The organism is Paenisporosarcina indica (genome assembly GCF_001939075.1).
GTDB lineage: Bacteria > Bacillota > Bacilli > Bacillales_A > Planococcaceae > Paenisporosarcina > Paenisporosarcina indica.
This window is the reverse complement of sequence record NZ_MPTA01000003.1, coordinates 253,046-270,679: the sequence shown is the minus strand read 5'-3', so window position 1 is coordinate 270,679 and position 17,634 is coordinate 253,046. Positions and strand designations below refer to the sequence as shown.

The 17,634-nt window shown below is 38.7% G+C and carries 20 protein-coding genes and 1 pseudogene; 12 read left to right on the top strand and 9 right to left on the bottom strand.

From position 1 onward, the window contains the following. Positions 1–6 precede the first annotated feature (6 nt). From cydS to GY23_RS10610, 3 genes are all read left to right on the top strand, one after another. Positions 7–111, top strand: coding sequence for a cytochrome bd oxidase small subunit CydS family protein (gene cydS / locus GY23_RS19045; RefSeq protein WP_425434985.1), 105 nt, complete (start codon positions 7–9; stop codon positions 109–111). A 379-nt stretch (positions 112–490) separates the two neighbouring features. After that, positions 491–880: a sporulation protein gene (locus tag GY23_RS10615; RefSeq protein WP_245827643.1), complete on the top strand. Its 390-nt coding sequence runs from the start codon at positions 491–493 to the stop codon at positions 878–880. Between the two features lie 48 nt (positions 881–928). Further along, entirely contained in the window at positions 929–1,702 is a 774-nt protein-coding gene (locus GY23_RS10610) for a TerC family protein (RefSeq protein WP_075619190.1), read from the top strand. 81 nt (positions 1,703–1,783) lie between these two features. Here the strand turns inward: GY23_RS10610 and GY23_RS10605 are convergent, their stop codons facing one another. The 4 genes from GY23_RS10605 to GY23_RS10590 all read right to left on the bottom strand — a co-directional run bounded on the left by GY23_RS10605 (position 1,784) and on the right by GY23_RS10590 (position 5,242). Next, complete coding sequence (locus GY23_RS10605; RefSeq protein WP_075619189.1) at positions 1,784–2,299, bottom strand: DinB family protein; 516 nt, start codon at positions 2,297–2,299, stop codon at positions 1,784–1,786. A gap of 509 nt (positions 2,300–2,808) precedes the next feature. After that, the gene (locus tag GY23_RS10600) at positions 2,809–3,567 is read right to left on the bottom strand and encodes a PAS domain S-box protein (protein WP_075619188.1); all 759 of its coding nucleotides are present in this window, start codon (positions 3,565–3,567) and stop codon (positions 2,809–2,811) included. A gap of 225 nt (positions 3,568–3,792) precedes the next feature. After that, positions 3,793–4,521 carry a DsbA family oxidoreductase gene (locus tag GY23_RS10595; RefSeq protein ID WP_075619187.1) on the bottom strand — a complete coding sequence of 243 codons (729 nt, stop codon included), beginning with the start codon at positions 4,519–4,521 and terminating at the stop codon, positions 3,793–3,795. Between the two features lie 124 nt (positions 4,522–4,645). Next, positions 4,646–5,242: an AAA family ATPase gene (locus GY23_RS10590; RefSeq protein ID WP_075619186.1), complete on the bottom strand. Its 597-nt coding sequence runs from the start codon at positions 5,240–5,242 to the stop codon at positions 4,646–4,648. 129 nt (positions 5,243–5,371) lie between these two features. Between GY23_RS10590 and GY23_RS10585 the strand changes: the two genes are divergently transcribed. After that, positions 5,372–5,797: a DUF6157 family protein gene (locus tag GY23_RS10585; protein WP_075619247.1), complete on the top strand. Its 426-nt coding sequence runs from the start codon at positions 5,372–5,374 to the stop codon at positions 5,795–5,797. 343 nt (positions 5,798–6,140) lie between these two features. On the opposite strand, the gene GY23_RS10580 is transcribed toward GY23_RS10585, so the two are convergent. Continuing rightward, positions 6,141–6,962, bottom strand: a complete 822-nt coding sequence (locus tag GY23_RS10580; protein WP_075619185.1) for a CPBP family intramembrane glutamic endopeptidase — start codon at positions 6,960–6,962, stop codon at positions 6,141–6,143. 245 nt (positions 6,963–7,207) lie between these two features. Here GY23_RS10580 and GY23_RS10575 point away from each other — a divergent pair, with 245 nt between their 5' ends. Next, complete coding sequence (locus tag GY23_RS10575) at positions 7,208–7,660, top strand: GNAT family N-acetyltransferase (RefSeq protein ID WP_075619184.1); 453 nt, start codon at positions 7,208–7,210, stop codon at positions 7,658–7,660. Between the two features lie 35 nt (positions 7,661–7,695). After that, the gene (locus GY23_RS10570) at positions 7,696–8,163 is read left to right on the top strand and encodes a GNAT family N-acetyltransferase (RefSeq protein WP_075619183.1); all 468 of its coding nucleotides are present in this window, start codon (positions 7,696–7,698) and stop codon (positions 8,161–8,163) included. Between the two features lie 161 nt (positions 8,164–8,324). On the opposite strand, the gene GY23_RS10565 is transcribed toward GY23_RS10570, so the two are convergent. The 4 genes from GY23_RS10565 to GY23_RS10545 form a co-directional block, all read right to left on the bottom strand. After that, a complete protein-coding gene (locus tag GY23_RS10565; protein ID WP_075619182.1) occupies positions 8,325–9,290 on the bottom strand; it encodes a quinone oxidoreductase family protein in 966 nt (321 codons plus the stop codon). Between the two features lie 115 nt (positions 9,291–9,405). Continuing rightward, on the bottom strand, positions 9,406–9,813 hold the full coding sequence (locus GY23_RS10560) for a VOC family protein (protein ID WP_075619181.1): 408 nt from the start codon (positions 9,811–9,813) through the stop codon (positions 9,406–9,408). A 15-nt stretch (positions 9,814–9,828) separates the two neighbouring features. Next, on the bottom strand, positions 9,829–10,302 hold the full coding sequence (locus GY23_RS10555) for an SRPBCC family protein (protein ID WP_075619180.1): 474 nt from the start codon (positions 10,300–10,302) through the stop codon (positions 9,829–9,831). Positions 10,303–10,792: 490 nt separating this feature from the next. Beyond that, on the bottom strand, positions 10,793–12,100 hold the full coding sequence (locus tag GY23_RS10545) for a TerD family protein (protein WP_075619178.1): 1,308 nt from the start codon (positions 12,098–12,100) through the stop codon (positions 10,793–10,795). 166 nt (positions 12,101–12,266) lie between these two features. Between GY23_RS10545 and rlmD the strand changes: the two genes are divergently transcribed. The 6 genes and pseudogenes from rlmD (at position 12,267) to GY23_RS10515 (ending at position 17,594) form a co-directional block, all read left to right on the top strand. After that, complete coding sequence (gene rlmD / locus GY23_RS10540; protein WP_075619177.1) at positions 12,267–13,631, top strand: 23S rRNA (uracil(1939)-C(5))-methyltransferase RlmD; 1,365 nt, start codon at positions 12,267–12,269, stop codon at positions 13,629–13,631. A gap of 489 nt (positions 13,632–14,120) precedes the next feature. Next, entirely contained in the window at positions 14,121–15,104 is a 984-nt protein-coding gene (locus tag GY23_RS10535; protein WP_211270666.1) for a tRNA dihydrouridine synthase, read from the top strand. A gap of 401 nt (positions 15,105–15,505) precedes the next feature. Further along, the gene (locus tag GY23_RS10530) at positions 15,506–16,072 is read left to right on the top strand and encodes a DUF4256 domain-containing protein (protein WP_139311110.1); all 567 of its coding nucleotides are present in this window, start codon (positions 15,506–15,508) and stop codon (positions 16,070–16,072) included. Positions 16,073–16,122: 50 nt separating this feature from the next. Next, a pseudogene (locus tag GY23_RS10525) lies at positions 16,123–16,454 on the top strand (SRPBCC domain-containing protein). A 422-nt stretch (positions 16,455–16,876) separates the two neighbouring features. Then, complete coding sequence (locus GY23_RS10520) at positions 16,877–17,200, top strand: ArsR/SmtB family transcription factor (RefSeq protein ID WP_075619175.1); 324 nt, start codon at positions 16,877–16,879, stop codon at positions 17,198–17,200. Between the two features lie 4 nt (positions 17,201–17,204). Beyond that, positions 17,205–17,594, top strand: coding sequence for an SRPBCC family protein (locus GY23_RS10515; RefSeq protein WP_075619174.1), 390 nt, complete (start codon positions 17,205–17,207; stop codon positions 17,592–17,594). Positions 17,595–17,634: the final 40 nt, after the last annotated feature.

Genomic DNA, 17,634 nt, shown 5'->3' with positions numbered 1-17,634 from the left:
CTACACATGTCTGAGTTTTTAATGTTTTATGCCCCATTTATCGTTTTGATTGGCTCAATCATCGTAGCATTTTGGTTCGCTTCAAAAGACGGATCTGTACGGGATAAATGAAGGGTTGACATAGATTCATTAATAGAATATAGTGATTGTAATCAGTTGAATAGTTCTCCTAAAGGGGAGTAGCTTTTACAGCAAAGTCGTCATTACGGAGATTTCATATCTTCCGGCTTTGTTGGCAACGACACCGTTGTTAGCAAGACCTTTACCTATATTGGTAAAGGTCTTTTTATTTTTCATGAAAAACCTTTGCCGTCTCTGGCAAAGGTTTTTTTCTTTTTCTGGACCAATAAATATCAATATGGATGGACTTTCAATCATATTTATTCAAATTAAATGATTGGAGTGATAGATCGGATTAAACAGAAATGCTTGAAACAAAATAAGATGACAAACTACTGACAGAAAAAATCCGCGTGAAAACAGGAGGAACATGGTGATACTAAGAAAATATATGGCGCTCTTAGGAGTAGGTTCAGCAAAAATCGATCTAATTCTTGAAAAGGATATATTCAACCCCAGTGAGCAGGTAAAGGGTTACTTTTTGATTAAAGGAGGAACAACATTACAACAACTAAAACGGATAGATTGTGATTTGATAAAAACTGATGAGGAGACCAAACGGGAAGATGTAGTCGATTCAATCACAATTTTAACAACTGAAAGTATTCCGTCGGCAACAGACAATAAAATACCTTTAACTTTCCGGCTTCCATTAACTGTCCCATCGACAACAAGCAATTGTTCTTATCGATTCAAAACAAAACTTTCTTTCAAACAAGGTGTGGAAAGTCTGGACCAGGATATAATCAAAATTATGTAGAAAAAACTTAAGGATTCACTATAAACATAAGAAAAGGAGTGAGGCATATTGGAACTTTCATTATTACTAGAGTATGGATGGGTGTTATTAGTACTAATAGGAATCGAAGGATTATTGGCAGCGGATAATGCACTTGTATTGGCAATTATGGTGAAGCATTTACCTGAAGCCGAGAGAAGGAAGGCATTGTTCTACGGCCTTGTAGGTGCTTTCGTTTTCCGTTTCGGTTCATTGTTTATCATCTCTTTCCTTGTCGATGTTTGGCAGGTTCAAGCAATAGGTGCTCTATATCTGTTATTCATCGCGATTAATCATATCGCAAGGAAAATCATTTTTAGAAATAGAGATGAGAAAAAAAGAGAAAAGGAAAAAAAGAAATCTGGTTTCTGGGTAACAGTATTCAAAGTTGAATTAGCAGACATCGCGTTTGCTGTTGACTCAATTTTAGCAGCAGTTGCCTTGGCGATGACACTTCCGAACACAAACCTTCCTAATATCGGAGGCATGGATGGTGGAAAATTCCTTGTGATTTTTACCGGGGGATTAATCGGTTTAATCATTATGCGTTTTGCAGCTAACTTCTTTGTAAAACTTCTTCATACAAGACCAGGGCTTGAAATTGCTGCTTTTGCAATTGTCGGTTGGGTTGGGGTTAAACTTGCGGTTTTAACAATGGGACATCCGGATGTAGGACTTATTTCATATGGTTTTGCACATTCCACTGAATGGAAACTGATTTTCTACATCGTCTTGGTTGGTATAGCCGTAGCTGGCTGGTTCCTTACTAAGGAAAAAGACGTAAATAATTCTGAAGTAAAGTAGCACAGGACGCTCTTCGATCGTGAAAAACGCTTGGATATGAATCAATATCCAAGCGTTTTTTAGGTTTTGGGAAACTGTTTCCTAGATTAAATATCTCTCTTTTATGATATTTACATGGTGAAGTTCATGACCTGCAATTATAAACAACAACGCATTAACGGAAATCTCACTGTTGTTGGCAATTCCTGTTCTAGCCCATGCTGTTTCAGGCAGCCCCCGCAATAAGCTGATAGTTGAGCGTCTTACTACATGAAAGTCTTCCAGTAGCTCAGAGATCGAGCGGGTATGAAAGAAAGCTTCTTTTACATAGTCCTCATCATTGTAACCAGCAAGTGGTGTTTTATCCCCTCTTGATATACGCAGCAACCTGTAACTCATGATTCGTTCAGTGTCCGTTATATGGCCAATTACTTCTTTCAATGTCCATTTCCCATCGGCATATCGATAAGTTGATTGTGTTTCCGTTTTGTCCGAGAGCAATGCCGTTGTGTCCTCAAGCTGTTTCGCAAGAATATCAAGTAGATTGCCTTTTGGGACCAGGTTGATATATCCCCCGTAATAGGCAGGATATTCCCCAATCGATGGTTTTTTGTACATCGTCAGATCTCCTTTATATACTGTCGTCAAATACTAATGAGAATTTGTTAATCCTATTTCAAATTCAAAGAATAAATCCGCTCCGAATGATGACTTTCTTCTTCAATTTCCCCTGTAGGTTTGAAACCAAGATTTTCATATGTGGCAATAGCACGCATGATTTTACAGCAATTAAGTTTTCAATCATTTCAACATGCACCAGCCGTAAAGCAGGAACGCCATAGCATTTGGAGGAGGGAAATAAACGATAATCTATGAAAATACGAGGGGCATGTAGGGGAATTCGAGTGGAATCAATGATGTAATCCAAGATTAACTTGGACAGCATTACCAAGCTGGAAATGCTGTGAGGTTATTAATTTCGGCATGATGAACTTTTTCAATCACTGATGCGCCTATAATTTGATGGTCGCCCGGTAGTTTCAAGGGGCACCAATTTTTATAGAAGGAGGGTGCCGGTCCGATCTGGTTTATCACAGTATACTTTTTCATTAACAATGGATGACGCCTCATTTTAGTTTTAAGCCCAGGGAGTGCAATGCATCCTTGACGGTAGACATTGTTTGAATTGAGTCCAGCCGGGTATTTAGCTGAATGGCCACTAACGCTAGTTGAGGTCTTAATCCGGTAATAATCGAACGCACACCAAGCAATGACAATACACTAGTAATTTTAAAGAGGTAATCGGTAACGACACTGTCCAAAGTGTAGATTCCTGAAAAGTCCATGATCAAGCAATCTACATTTTGGTCCTTCACCTTGACGGGAACAAGTTCCAAGAGTTGTTTTGCTCGGTCCTCGTCAATTGAACCTACCAACGGAAGGACTGCAATTCCATCCAAAATAGGAACAAGTGTCGCAGAAAGTTCATTTACTTGCTGTATGATTTCTTTTTGTTTTTTCTCGGCTTCTTTTCTTTCGGTTATGTCCCTTACATATGTCTGAATGGCGATTGTGTCTCCTATTTGCACAGGGTGACAATATAATTCAACATCAACTGTTGTTCCGTCCAGTCGATAGATCGTTTCTTCTATGACCTTGGCTGGTTTTTGGTATGCGGACTGTATTCTTTTTTCTATAGCATGTTTGGACGTTTCCTGGAATATATCCAATGGACTTGCTCCAATAATCGTTTCTTTCGGACCTCTGAAAAATTGTTCTGCCACTTGATTAACATCAATTATTTTAAGATCAGTGTGGATAATTAATGGGTCAAGTGAATAGTCCATTATCTGTCGGTAATCAATTTGTGATATATTTTCACTCAAAACTACTCACTCCCCTAAAATATATGTAAACTTTTTAAACAAAATGTAGAATCTTACTGTCGTTAGATTTTTGAGATAAATGAGCTTCAGTGTATCCACATGACTGGAAGAACCCTTAACTGCACTCTTGTTAGTTTAACAAAGTGACAGTTGAAATCACAGTGAATTACTTATCGATTCTGTATTAAAAAAACTCGAGTGCTTTACACCCGAGTCTTCAAGTGATTATTCTTTTGGTGGAACGGCACAAGAGCCATCTGTACAAAATGCATCGGTGGAACCATCTGGGGAAAGATCTTGCAAAATAGGTGTCGGGTGTTCTTCCTCCCATACTTTATGCAGTGCGCCTACAAATGTTTCCATTGGTTGTGCACCTGAAATGGCATACTTTTGATTAATGATAAAGTAAGGTACTCCCGTAATTCTGTATTGTTGGGCAAGCCCTTCATCAATACGAACGTCATTTGCATAGGCTGTTTTGTCGTTTAGGACAGCCAATGTTTCTTGTCGATCCAGGCCTGAAGTTACTGCGATATCAGCAAGGGTTTCTAAGTCACTTAAATTTTTTGATTCAGTGAAGTATGCTTGAAGTAGGCTTTCCGTGACAAGCTTTTCTTTCCCTTGAGTTTTTGCAAACTTTGCCATGCGATGAGAATCGAAAGTGTTCGTCGGTTTCATGTCTTCAAAGTTAAAGGTTAAACCAATACCAGCTGCCTGTTGGCCGAGGTGTTCATTATTTTGTTTAGCTTGTTCAATCGACATTCCATACTTTGAAGCAAGGACTTCGTGAATGCTTTTTCCGGAATACACAGGGGAATTCGGATCTAATTCAAAACTTTTAAATTCAACATCGACTTCATCTTTATGTGGAAATTGGTCAAGAGCCATCTCTAATCTGCGCTTTCCAATATAACAAAACGGACATACAAAATCAGACCAAACATCAATTTTCATAGGAGCACCTCTTTTATTTAGTAAAAACAATTGTAGCACTATCATCCAGTGGCTCAAAAAGAGTTGCTCAATCTTGTTTAGTAAAAAATACGTTATTACTAATGGACCTTCTCACTTGTCGTATCTATTTAAATAAACCAAGTTCCTTTATCTTTATAAGTGATCTATCTAATGACTTTCTAAGCTGAGAGCGGTGATCGGACAGCAAATTAATTCCACACCGTTTAGCAATGCACTCCACTACTTCTTCAATTGACATGTCGTCTGTGAGTATATGCTCTTCAAAAGTTTGTTTCGATAAACTGGATACTCGATCTTCCATCTGTTGATAAGCCCAAGAATTTTTGCCTTCGAACCTCTTTCTTAATCGCTTTTGGATTGTGATTTTTGAAGCTGATAAAGTGAAATGCTTTACATTTATCCCATTGTTTTTTAATTTCCCGATGATTTCATTAAAATAAGTCTCGTTGGTAAGTGTCATGGGGACGATGATGATTCCGGAATATACTTCAGCTACTTGTTTTAACAAAGCGAAATTCGAGTCACGCCATAACAGATAATCCTGGAAATCATCCTTCGCCATCTCTTTAGGGACATTCGCCATTAATACAAATCCAAATCTTTCAGGATCGTATACAAAAGAATTAGGTATTCTTTTTTGTAATTCATAGGCCGTTGTCGTTTTACCGGATCCAAAAGTACCGTTTATCCAAATTATCATTAAATCACCCCTTAAATTAATAGAATAGGAAAACAATTCTATCATTTAATAGTAGTATGAGAAGAAATATTTGGAAACCTCTATTATGATAGAAACAAACAATGTTGGAAGGAGAGAGCTAATTTGGGTATGAATTACTATAATACGTTCATTTCCATAGCACCTGATTGTCCCGCTACACATTCCACAGTCCCACCTGTCAAGAAAGCTGGCAGAACAAAACCAGCCATAGAGTATGATTTGCTTTCGAACAATCCTTACACGCTTACTCAAGAAGACTTGTTGTTCGAAGTCCATGTCCAGCATAAATCGATTCCCGAAGAAGAAATGATCACACAAGGAGATCGACTACGTGAAGGGTTCTTTGGGAAATCTCATGCTTGTTTTCGAGCATCGATGCTCGGGAAAAAATATGGTTGGGGTATTCATTTCAATGCAGAAGGCAAAGCCGCACTTATTCCATTGGAATCCCCTGAATATCAACGTTTCGTAAATGGCGAAATTGAAAACGTGAAGATCTTGAAGGCGATGCGAAATAAGCGGGAAGTGAAATGAATTTGAATAGGAGATAGGTTTAAAAAAAGTAGACCACGAGCAATGGTCATGCTTAAATAAACCTTGATTTATTGGTGGGTATTTTAAGAGTAGATGGGTTTTGACTGAAATTAATGTAAACGAATGAACTTAATAAGCATGTTCAGCAACACTCCAAGTAAGATATTCAAGGTTCATCATTGGTCACTTTGGAGGGACCAGGCAACGAAATCCATTCCGACGGTTGGGATTGTATCATTGAGGCTGTGTTGAATCACATATCATTAATGTAAACGTTAAGAAGAAAATAGCAGTAAAAGACCCTTTTGTATTTTATGCACAAAAGGGTCTTTATCATTTTTTGCTAATTTTGCAAATTACTTTTTGCATATTTCTTATAAAGCCATAATCCAACAATGGCTGTTAACGATATCGTGAATAGGCCTTCAGGACTTGGTGCTATTAGATATTCATATCCCACTTGCACAGCCATGAATTTTTTTAGTATAAGAGTATCCACGATAGCGTTTCCCAACGTGTGAAGGATGACTGCTGGCCACACGCTCCCGGTCACAAAACGAATTTCCCCGTAGACAACTGATAAAACAACAAGCCCAACGATAACTCGAGGAATGTACGTGCCCAAACTTTCCGTAGTATCTATGAGAACCAATAAATAGGGGATATGCCACAAAGCCCAAATCACTCCGACATAAATATGAGATAACAACCTGTTGAGTCCCATAGAAAATAGTTTCGGAGCAAGATAGCCCCTCCAAGCAAACTCCTCAAAAATATTCTTGAAAAACATAGGAACGATGGCCAAACCAAAGGCAAGTGGAAATGACCATGAAAAATTGGATGTATCGATCCAGTTCATGTGGTGTCCTACTAACACAACAATCAATGTTGTAATCGGAATCAGAAGGATACTCAGGAAATAAGGGAACAGATTTTCCCGAAATTTAAGCCTGATTCCGAAATCTCTCCAACCGTCACCCATAAAAGAGCGGAGAATGATCGTTGCGAGCAGTGGTGACACGAGCCAAATCAGTTGTCCCAAGCTACCGTTAGAATCTGTTCCGACTTTCAAATCAACAAGACGACCTACCCAGCCGCAACTTAAGACAACCAAGGTGAAAATAAATACATTTCTTAACGTCTTTTTGTCATATTTCCTGGCCATCATTTTTTGCTCCTCAATTTAGAATGCATTTACATAAAGCGCTTCTTTCATTGTATTCGTGGAGTACCTGTCTCTATTTCATTTCAGTAAAATTAATATTTTCTCGAATTGGTCATTATGTCATTGTCATAAAAGGACAACTACTATACTTTGTAGAATATTTAAGTAACGACAGGAAAATCAGGAGAAGAAGGTTGCAAAAGAAAAAGGGAAGAGTTTCATAGAAGTTTCAGGAGGTACCATAAATGGACAAAATAATATATAGACCCTCAATTGAATCAGATATCCCACAGTTATATGATTTAATGGTTCAATACATAGTTGATTTTTACAAACAACCTCAACCTATTGAATTAGAGCTAAAAAAACTTATTCAACATCTTATTGATACTCCTTCCATTGGATTGCAATTTGTAGCAGACAAAGAAGGCAAACTTGTAGTTTTTTCTACTTTGTATTTTACTTTTAGCACACTTCAAGTAAAAAGATCTGCGATTCTTAACGATTTATTCGTCTTGCATTCTGCCAGAGGGCAGAAAGTGGGGGAACATTTATTTGAGACATGTTTACTGTATATTAGAGAAAATAATTTTGCCTATATGACATGGGAGACAGCTAAAGATAATTTAGTGGCACAAGGCTTATACGATAAAATGGGTGCTCAACGATCCGAATGGGTAGTTTATGAAATGGATTGAAATAGTCAAGTATTGAGACGGCGGTGGGATATTTTATGTATATAAAAATAGATGATTTAACTGGATCTGAAATCGTTGAATTGGTGAACGAGCATCTTCATGGCATGACTCTTCAATCACCGCCAGAAAGTATACATGCCTTAAATCTTGAACAATTGCAAAGACCGGAGATAACGTTCTGGAGTGCTTGGGAAGACAATTCCTTAGTGGGGTGCGGGGCACTTAAAGAACTTGATAGTGAACATGGTGAAATAAAATCAATGAGAACATCTTCATTACATCTTAGAAAGGGTGTCGCAAAACGACTGCTTCAACATATTATTGAAGAATCCAAGCGACGTGGCTATAGACGGTTAAGTCTAGAAACGGGTTCAATGAATTCATTTGAACCGGCAAGACGATTATATACAAGTTTCGGTTTCCAATATTGCCAGCCCTTTTCGGATTACTTGGAAGACCCAAATAGCATTTTCATGACCATGAAATTATCAGCCATCTCCTAAAACTAAATGGTGCTCAAGAAATACTGAAAAGGGAAATAAAAAGCATGCTAAGTATGAATAGTTAAAGTAAGTATTTATAAAAAATTTATGTAACTGAGTTGCGGTATATAAAAATGACCCAAGTCGATAAATTCGACCTGGGATCAATTTGTTCATATGTTTCAAGGAATCAATAGTATTTTTCCGGTACTCTTACGACTTTCCAAATATTGATGGGCTTCCCGACCATCATGCAACGCAAAGCTTGTCGGCTGGGATACCCTAACACGGCCATCTTCCATCCAGCGGAACAATTCACTAGATCGGCTTACCCGTTGTTCACGGGAAGTAAGGACATTCCAAAGATCTCCGCCTGTTAGGGTTTTTGAAGTATCCATCAGCATGCGGGGATCGACTGAAACCGGGTCTCCGCCTGCCATTCCATAAAATACCACAGTTCCTCCGATGCGGGTGGCTGTAAAGCTGTCCATCAGCGTGGATCCGACTGATTCATATACAACATCCACACCTGTGCCGTTTGTCTCTTCAAGTACTGCCGATTTCCAGTCATCTGAGTAAAGGAAGACTTGATTAGCACCGGCTTCTAGTGCCACCACTGCTTTTTCCTTGGAAGACGTTAAACCTATTACAACCCCACCAAGCAACTTGGCAATCTGAATGAGAAGCTGACCAACACCGCCAGCCGCCGCATGCACGAGAACTACATCATCTTTTTTCACCGCGTAGCTGTCCTTCGTTAAATAATGTGCAGTTAATCCTTGCAGCAATACAGATGATGCTTCTTCAAACGAAATGTTTTCTGGAAGAGGGATGGCTTTGTTGAATGGAACTGCTACTAATTCTGCATTCGCGAATGGTACATCTGCAAAGGCAATACGGTCTCCAACCTGTATACCTAGCACCTCTGTTCCAACCTGTTCAACAATTCCTGCACCTTCATAACCTAAAATATATGGAGGTCGACCTTCAAGGTGATAATTTCCTTTTCTTCTATAGACATCGGCAAAGTTCAAACCGATTGCTTTCATTCGAACCAATACGTCATTCGGTCCAATGACTGGGTCCGTGATTGTACTATATTCAAGTACATCCGGTCCGCCAAACTTGTTATATATGAGTGCTTTAATAGTAAAACCTCCATTTCACTGAATACAGATTGATCAATCTATTTCATCATACCTGTTTAATTAGATAGTAAAAAGAAAGACGATTTCATCATTAATGGATGAAATCGTCTATTAATCATACCTCGAGACTTAATTGCCATGAAACACCGAACTTGTCGTTGACCCACCCAAACTTTGGACTAAATGGATAGGCAGCCAATGGCATCAAAACTTCTCCACCTTCAGATAACTTTTCGAAAGCTTGATCGATTTCTTCTACGGAGTCACATGTGACAAACATTGAAATGGATGGAGTAAATGTAAACGCATGTTTTACATAGCTGTCGCTTGCCATAAACTCTTGTCCCTTAATTGAAAATTTCGCCTTCATGACAGAACCTTCTGGTGCGTTTTGATTAGCATCGTAACGCGTGATGCTGATAATTTTTGATTGGTCAAATAGGGAAGTGTATGTATTAATTGCTTCCTCTGCTTTCCCTTCAAACATTAAAAATGAGTGTATCTTTTGTTTCGATTGTTCCATTTTAATCGCTCCTTTTTATAATGAAATTAACCTAACTCCTAATGAATTAGAAATCCCTTTCGCTCCCTCATTCATCACTTGATTGTGGTTCCAGATGAAAGCTGGGCGAAGTAAGGGGGCTAAGGTATTCATCCATTTTTTATTGGTGTTGACCTGCCAAATATATTGTACATGCGTAATCGTTCCAACTTGGGACAAATGCCAAATGCCACGACCTTCTAGCTCTCCAAATGCCTTAATCTCAAGATAGGTGGGACTATCTATTTTAACGACTTCGGATTCGAAGGACAGTTGGTACGGTAACTTTGTTTTGAAGATGGAAATAAATCGATCGCCAACGCTAATCTTACTTCTATCTTTCTTCATTCTAACGGAATTTAATCCTTTCCACCATTCTCCATAGTTAAACTGATTGATAAGCCCCCAAATTTGTTCGATATCTGCTTCAAACTTCCAATTGGTTTCGAAATTGTACTGATAGACCGGCATATGTATGTCTCCTCCACTATCAAACATTGTTTGTTTAGTAGGATATATACCCGATTTAGGACAGTTCAAATGCTACTTAAGGAAAATCAATAAGCGAGAGAGTTCTAAATTTGGACAGCAAAAAATTACAGGGTATCTCTGCGTTTTTCTACAATTAGAAGGAAAAATGTTGCGATAGGTCCTAATACAAGTGATAACAGAAACCAATTCAATCCGGTTCGATTTTTACCTTGAGCGAGCCCTGCGTTAATTAATGCCAAGGTCCCCCAGCCTACAAAATATGAATTATCCAATCTATTCACACCTTTCGGAATTTTTATGTCTTCCATGGATATCTTCAATCTATTGAAATCTATTCAACTTGCTATACAACTATACGATGAAGCTGGAAAATGGTTTCAGCCAACCTAAATGTTCTTCATGATAGACAGTAGAGCATACAAAGAAAAAGAGCACGGATAAATGATCCATGCCCAAGTTTTTAAATATTTTATTTTGATCCTGCTTGCCAATTCATGCCCCAATTAAATGCTTGGTCCATGTCTCGATGCCCGTTAAAATACTCAACGGTTTTTTTAACACTCAAGGTTTGGTTATTTTCATTTTCCAAAAGGGCGATGGCACACATTCTTTTGCCTTGTCTGTGTTCGTCTAGGCGAACTTCGATATCCGGGCCGCTTTGCTGCTTCAATGTAACAACTCCGTCTACTTGAGACCAGTTAGCTGCACCTTCATAAATGAAAGCGAATACGAGAATACGTTTGAACTTCACGAGTTGGTTCCCATTGATTCTAAGATTCTCCCCGCCAACAGATGAGCCCGTGCGATCATCGTGATCCAAGGCAATATAGGGTTCTCCTTTTAAGCTACCGAATCCTTTACCAAGCGCTTGGACAACCCCTTTGTAACCATCTTCCAATTCAAACAGACAGCCTAAATCCAAGTCAACTGTACGGTTTGAACCTGTAGTAGTTGTAGTAGCTGAAGAAAACATAGAAGAAAGGAAGCCCTTTTTGGTTTCCTGTACTTTTTCCTTTTGTTGGTTCCAGTTTAAGTTCACCAGTATTTCGCCTAAAGGAGAACTAGTTTTATTCAAATTAATCTTGTCGCCTGTTTTCTTCAATTCAATTTTCGAAAGGTTGATAGAAGAGTTGGATGCAGGAGTGGCATCACTTGGTTTTTTGAAATCCAATGGTTTTGTTGCGGGTGCTTTAACAAATAATGAAGGCGTGGTTTGGAGATTATACCGCGTACATAAATCACTCAATCCGCCAGTGATGCCTTGTCCGATGGCAGAAAACTTCCAATTGCCATTATGCAAATATACTTCGCCAACAATAACGGTGGTTTCATTCGAAAAGTCTTTTCCTAAATCGTATCTATATATTTGCTGACCTGTTTGTTCGTTATCAATACGTGCATAAGCGTTTACTACCTGACTGAAACTTTGATTCTTAGCAGTTCCCTCATAAATATTGATGGCGATGACAATTTTACTGATTTGAGAAGGAATGCTTTTCAAATCGATTAGCAGTTGTTCATCGTCTCCAGCACCAGCACCAGTACGGTTATCTTGTGTTAACTGAACCGCCGATTGGCTACTGGATAGTTGATTGTAGAAGACAATGTTCTGTGTATTTACTAGGTGGCCAGTAGCATCCAACAACAATGCAACAGCATCCAAGTCATGTGATTCTTTTGATCCTGCTACGTCCCAACCAAGTCCTATTTTCACTTTCGTCAATGAAGGGTTCGTTTTCGTCAAATCCACTTTTTGTCCTTTTACTAAAACGGTCATTCTATTTCCCCCTTGAGTATGTAGTTAATTTATTCTAACCTACATTCTCTTTAATTAACAAAACATAATAACATAGACTTGATTAGATTGGTGTAATGCTATTTCGAACTCTACTTTTCACGTGTCTTCATGCTACAATATAAGCAATTGAAATGGAGGAAGTTGCATGTCTTTACCAGTACAAAAAAACGACCGAATCACGGTTCACATAGAAGATTTAACGCATGACGGAGCGGGTGTCGCAAAAGTAGATGGATATCCATTATTTATTGTCGGTGCACTTCCTGGAGAAACATCAGAAGTTCATGTGATGAAAACGTTGAAATCTTTTGGCTTTGCGAAATTAATTGAAACCATCACACCATCAGAACATCGAGTGGCGCCACCATGTCACGTCTTTGATGAATGTGGAGGATGCCAAGTTCAACATTTATCTTATGAAGGCCAACTACTTTGGAAACAACAAATGGTCAAAAATGCAATGGAACGGATCGGCAAATTGAACGTTCCCGTCCTTCCGGTAAAAGGAATGGATAACCCATGGCGTTACCGCAACAAATCACAAATTCCTTATGGCTTGCAAGACGGTCGTGTGGTTGGTGGATTCTATAAAACACGTTCACATGAAATTGCGGATACTGATATTTGTATTATCCAAAGCGAAGAAGCAGATGATATCCTTCGTGAAATAAAGAAAGTGTTAAGCGAACTTGGAATCATGCCTTATGAAGAAAAAACGCATCAAGGTATGCTTCGCCATGTGGTCGTACGTAAAGCACGAGCAACAGGTGAAATCATGGTTGTTTTGGTCACGAGGAAAAAGAAATTCAAAGAAAAAGAAGACGCAGTAGCAGCTATTAAGCGAATTTTGCCAGAAGTTACATCAATTGTACAAAACGTAAACGATGAAAAAACGAATGTCATATTTGGCGAAAAAACCATGACACTATGGGGCAAAGATACCATAAAAGATTTAATCGGCGATGTGCGATTTGAAATATCAGCTCGTTCTTTCTATCAAGTCAACCCAGAGCAAACAGAGGTCCTTTACCAACAAGCACTGGATTATGCACAGTTAACAGGTGAAGAAACCGTAATAGATGCCTATTGTGGAATCGGAACAATTTCACTTTTCTTGGCTAAACAAGCGAAACAAGTACTAGGTGTTGAAATCGTGCCACAAGCGATAGAAGACGCCAAACGAAACGCAGAAATCAACGGTTTTACAAACACTTACTTCGAAGCTGGTCCAGCAGAAGAAGTCATTCCGAAATGGTACAAAGAAGGCAAAACTGCCGACGTACTGGTCGTGGATCCTCCACGCAAAGGCTGCGACGAGGCATTGTTACAGACAATATTGGAACAAAAACCAGGGCGTGTAGTGTATGTATCATGTAACCCTGCAACGCTTGCAAGGGATTTACGGATCTTAGAAGACGGAGGGTATGTGACGAGAGAAGTGCAGCCTGTTGATATGTTCCCGCAGACGACTCATTGTGAAGCTGTGGCTTGGTTGGAACTAAAAAAATAAAGAGTTAATCATGCCTTGGAATCCAACTTAGATTCCAAGGCTTTATTTGAATGGAAAACACTATAAATTTTAATATTAATCTAGATCGGAATGTTTGTAGATTTTTTTCCTATACTTTCGTTTCAGTAGTACACCCACCCGCCGGATAGTAATGTGACCATTACAAAGGTTAAATTATAAAGCAATTTATGGAAGTACACTAAAAAGGTGTATATTTAATGCTACAATTTGAGAGATAGTTACTAGATTTTTCAACTAAGAGATGGAATGTACATCTTGATTAACTTTCAAGATAAAGTAAGTTTCATATGGTCAATAGTACGTCAGCCTATTTTAAATCGTATCGCCAAGAAAAATAGTTTTTTCACAAATGATAAATGTCCAAGTGTACTTGTGTTTGATAATAAGTTATTAAGCATGATATAAGTGTAAAAGAAGTGGAACATTTGGCTTTATATTTTTTGACCGAGAATTTGAGTTGTATCCATAATGAGAGGATTTGAGTTTGAATTGATAGATAATTTTTGGCGTGATTTACCACGACCCTTTTTTGTGCTTGCACCAATGGAAGATGTGACAGATGTTGTTTTTCGTCACGTCGTAAGTAAAGCCGGTCGACCGGATGTATTTTTCACAGAGTTTACAAACTCGGATAGCTATTGTCATCCAGAGGGCATGAAAAGTGTGCGTGGCCGTTTGATTTTTACAGAAGATGAACAGCCAATGGTGGCACATATTTGGGGGGATAATCCCGAATATTTTCGTCAAATGAGTATCGGTATGGCAGAGCTAGGATTTAAAGGCATCGATATTAATATGGGCTGCCCTGTACCGAATGTGGTATCGAGAGGGAAAGGTAGTGGTCTTATTCTACGTCCAGACGTTGCGGCAGAACTTATTCAAGCAGCAAAAGCGGGCGGACTGCCTGTCAGCGTGAAAACACGACTTGGCAATAACGATGTAAATGAGTGGGAGGAGTGGCTAACACATATTTTAAAACAGGATATTGCGAACCTTTCTATTCATTTACGCACCAGAAAGGAAATGAGCCAAGTAGATGCGCACTGGGAGCTAATACCGGAAATCAAAAAATTACGTGACCGTATCGCGCCAAATACGCTACTAACAATCAATGGAGACATTCCTGACCGTCAAACTGGGCTGCAGCTTGCTGAACAATATGGTATTGATGGCGTTATGATCGGGCGAGGTATTTTTAAAAATCCTTTTGCTTTTGAAAAAGAGCCAAAAGAGCATAGTAGTAGAGAGTACCTTGATCTTTTAAGACTGCAGCTTGATCTTCAAGATCAATATGCGGAAGCACTACCACGTTCAATCACAGGGCTTCATCGCTTTTTCAAAATTTATGTCAAAGGATTCCGTGGAGCCGGTGAATTAAGAAATCAATTGATGAAAACGAAATCAACTGATGAAGTGCGTGCATTGCTCGATAACTTTGGAAATGAATGTTGAGGCTGAGGCTTGGTTGGAACTGAAGAGATAAAAAGTAAATTGAAGTCCTGGAATCATCTTTAGATTCCGGGACTTTTTTTATTGGGAAAACACTCTTAAGCGGGAACGGCCTTGTCCATGTGTCCGAAACAAATATGAAAATATAATCATGCACAAAAGTTCAACTTAACGTGATAGTTTTTGACGCAGGGGCACAAGGTTTGAAGATAGAATTTTGAAGATATAGAAATTGTTGATATTATATTAGAAGATGAGGTTATCGAGTCTAGGCAAGATTACATAAATACACGCCATTACCCATATCACAAAAGACTTTTTGATACTACTTACTGAATACATAAATATTGAATAACAAGCGAGAAAAGAAAGTGATGGAACATATGATTGAGGGGAGATCTAGCATGAATAATGAAAAAAGGAAGTTGTCGCCAATCCAACATGAAGAAATACTGAGAGTATTGAAAGCCCGTTTTGAGAAAAATATGAATCGCCATGAAGGACTTGAATGGGCTAAAGTACAAATAAAGCTAGAAACTAATACTGAGAAACTGTGGACGCTTAACGAAATGGAAATAACTGACGGTGAACCGGATGTTGTTGGTCATAATGAGGAGAAGGACGAATACATTTTTTATGACTGTTCAGCGGAAAGTCCTAAAGGCCGCAGAAGTGTTTGTTACGATCGAGAAGCGCTGGAGGCAAGGAAACAACACAAACCACAAAATAACGCTATTGATATGGCTGCTGACATGGGTATTGAGATTTTAACGGAAGAACAATACCGGGAGCTGCAGAAACTTGGCAATTTCGACACGAAAACATCGAGCTGGGTGAAAACACCTGCAAATATTAGAAAACTCGGCGGGGCCATCTTTTGTGATTATCGCTACGACACTGTCTTTGTGTATCACAATGGAGCAGAGTCCTATTATGCTGCCAGAGGTTTCCGTGGCTCGGTAAGTGTTTAAATTTAGATAGACCCCTCACCTCCGCTAAGTTGTTTTGTCGGTAATAACGGCTGAAGCAATTAGTGCATGCACCAGTTGAACAAGTATGGGAATACTGGACGGAGCCGGGTTATATAACGAAGTGGAATAATGCCTCTGATGATTGGCATACGCCATACGCTGAAAATGATTTAAAAGTCGGCTTGAAATTTGTTACTAGAATGGAAGCATTGGTTTTGATTTTGGCGGCATATATGATGAAGTACGTGCCCAGGAGTTCATTTCTTATACATTACGAGATGGAAGTAAAGTTGAAATCACTTTTATCCCCCAAGAAAACGACACGAAGGTAATAGAAGTTTTCGATCCTGAAACGATTAATCCGATTGAAATGCAGCAATAAGGATGGCAAGCGATTTTAAGCAATTTTAAAAAACATGCGGAGCAACAGAATTTTTAAGAGGTGCTTGGTTCTAACACGATTTTGAATTGTGGTAGAATCTGGCACCTTTTACTTTGATGCAAGATCCCTTTCTTTTAGTCGATTACTTACTTTCTCGGTGTTGTTTCAGATTTTAACTGAAGATATGTAAGCGGTGAATAAAAACTGGAAACATGCGCATGTGTACGAAATAGTAGTTCCTCGTTTTGAATCTTGTGGTTCTTTTTCATATCCAACACTCCTCCTGATGTTTTTCTTTCAGTAATTAATGATAGGCGAATAAAACCAATGCCATTATGTCGAATATAATATTGACCGGACACCAAATGTTGTCCTATAATAAAGACACTAATTGGTGTCCTATTTAGAAGGAGGGAGGTATTTTGGACGAGAAAAATCAAGAGCGTGATGTTTATGTAGCCATCGCTGACCCAACAAGACGAAAATTATTACGCTTGTTGGCAGAAACAGAAGAGTTACCTCTTCACGAATTAACTCCTCAATTTCAAATGGGACGTACGGCTGTTTCAAAACACTTGGCGATCCTTAAAGAAGCTGGTCTAGTTGCTGACCGTAAAGTTGGTAGAGAAACAAGGTTTCGACTAATTCCCGCTCCCCTACAGGAAATTAAAGATTGGGTGTCCTTTTACGAGAAATTTTGGATGGGAAATATAGCACTTTTAAAAAATTTATTATCGGAGGAATAAAATAATGGCAGATATATCATTAGATTTTCAGTTTACAAGTTCAATCAATACAGTGTGGAACTCTTTAACAGATCCGGATACTCTTGCAAAATGGATAATGGAAAATAACTTTAAACCAATCGTGGGACATAAATGTCAATTCAAAAATGAACAGTGGAATTTAATTGTAGATTGTGAAGTATTAGTAGTGGACGAACCTTATAAGTTATCTTACACATGGATAGGTGGCCCAATAAACACAGTAGTCACATGGACATTGAAGCAAGAAGATGGAACAACCAACTTACATCTCGAACATACGGGATTCGAAAAAGAAGATCAAGCGTACAATGGTGCGAAATATGGTTGGGCGAGTAAGGTCGAAGAACTTAAAAAAGTCTTAGAGGAAATGTAAGACCAAACCTCTGAACATGTTTTTTTAGTTTAAAGCTAAC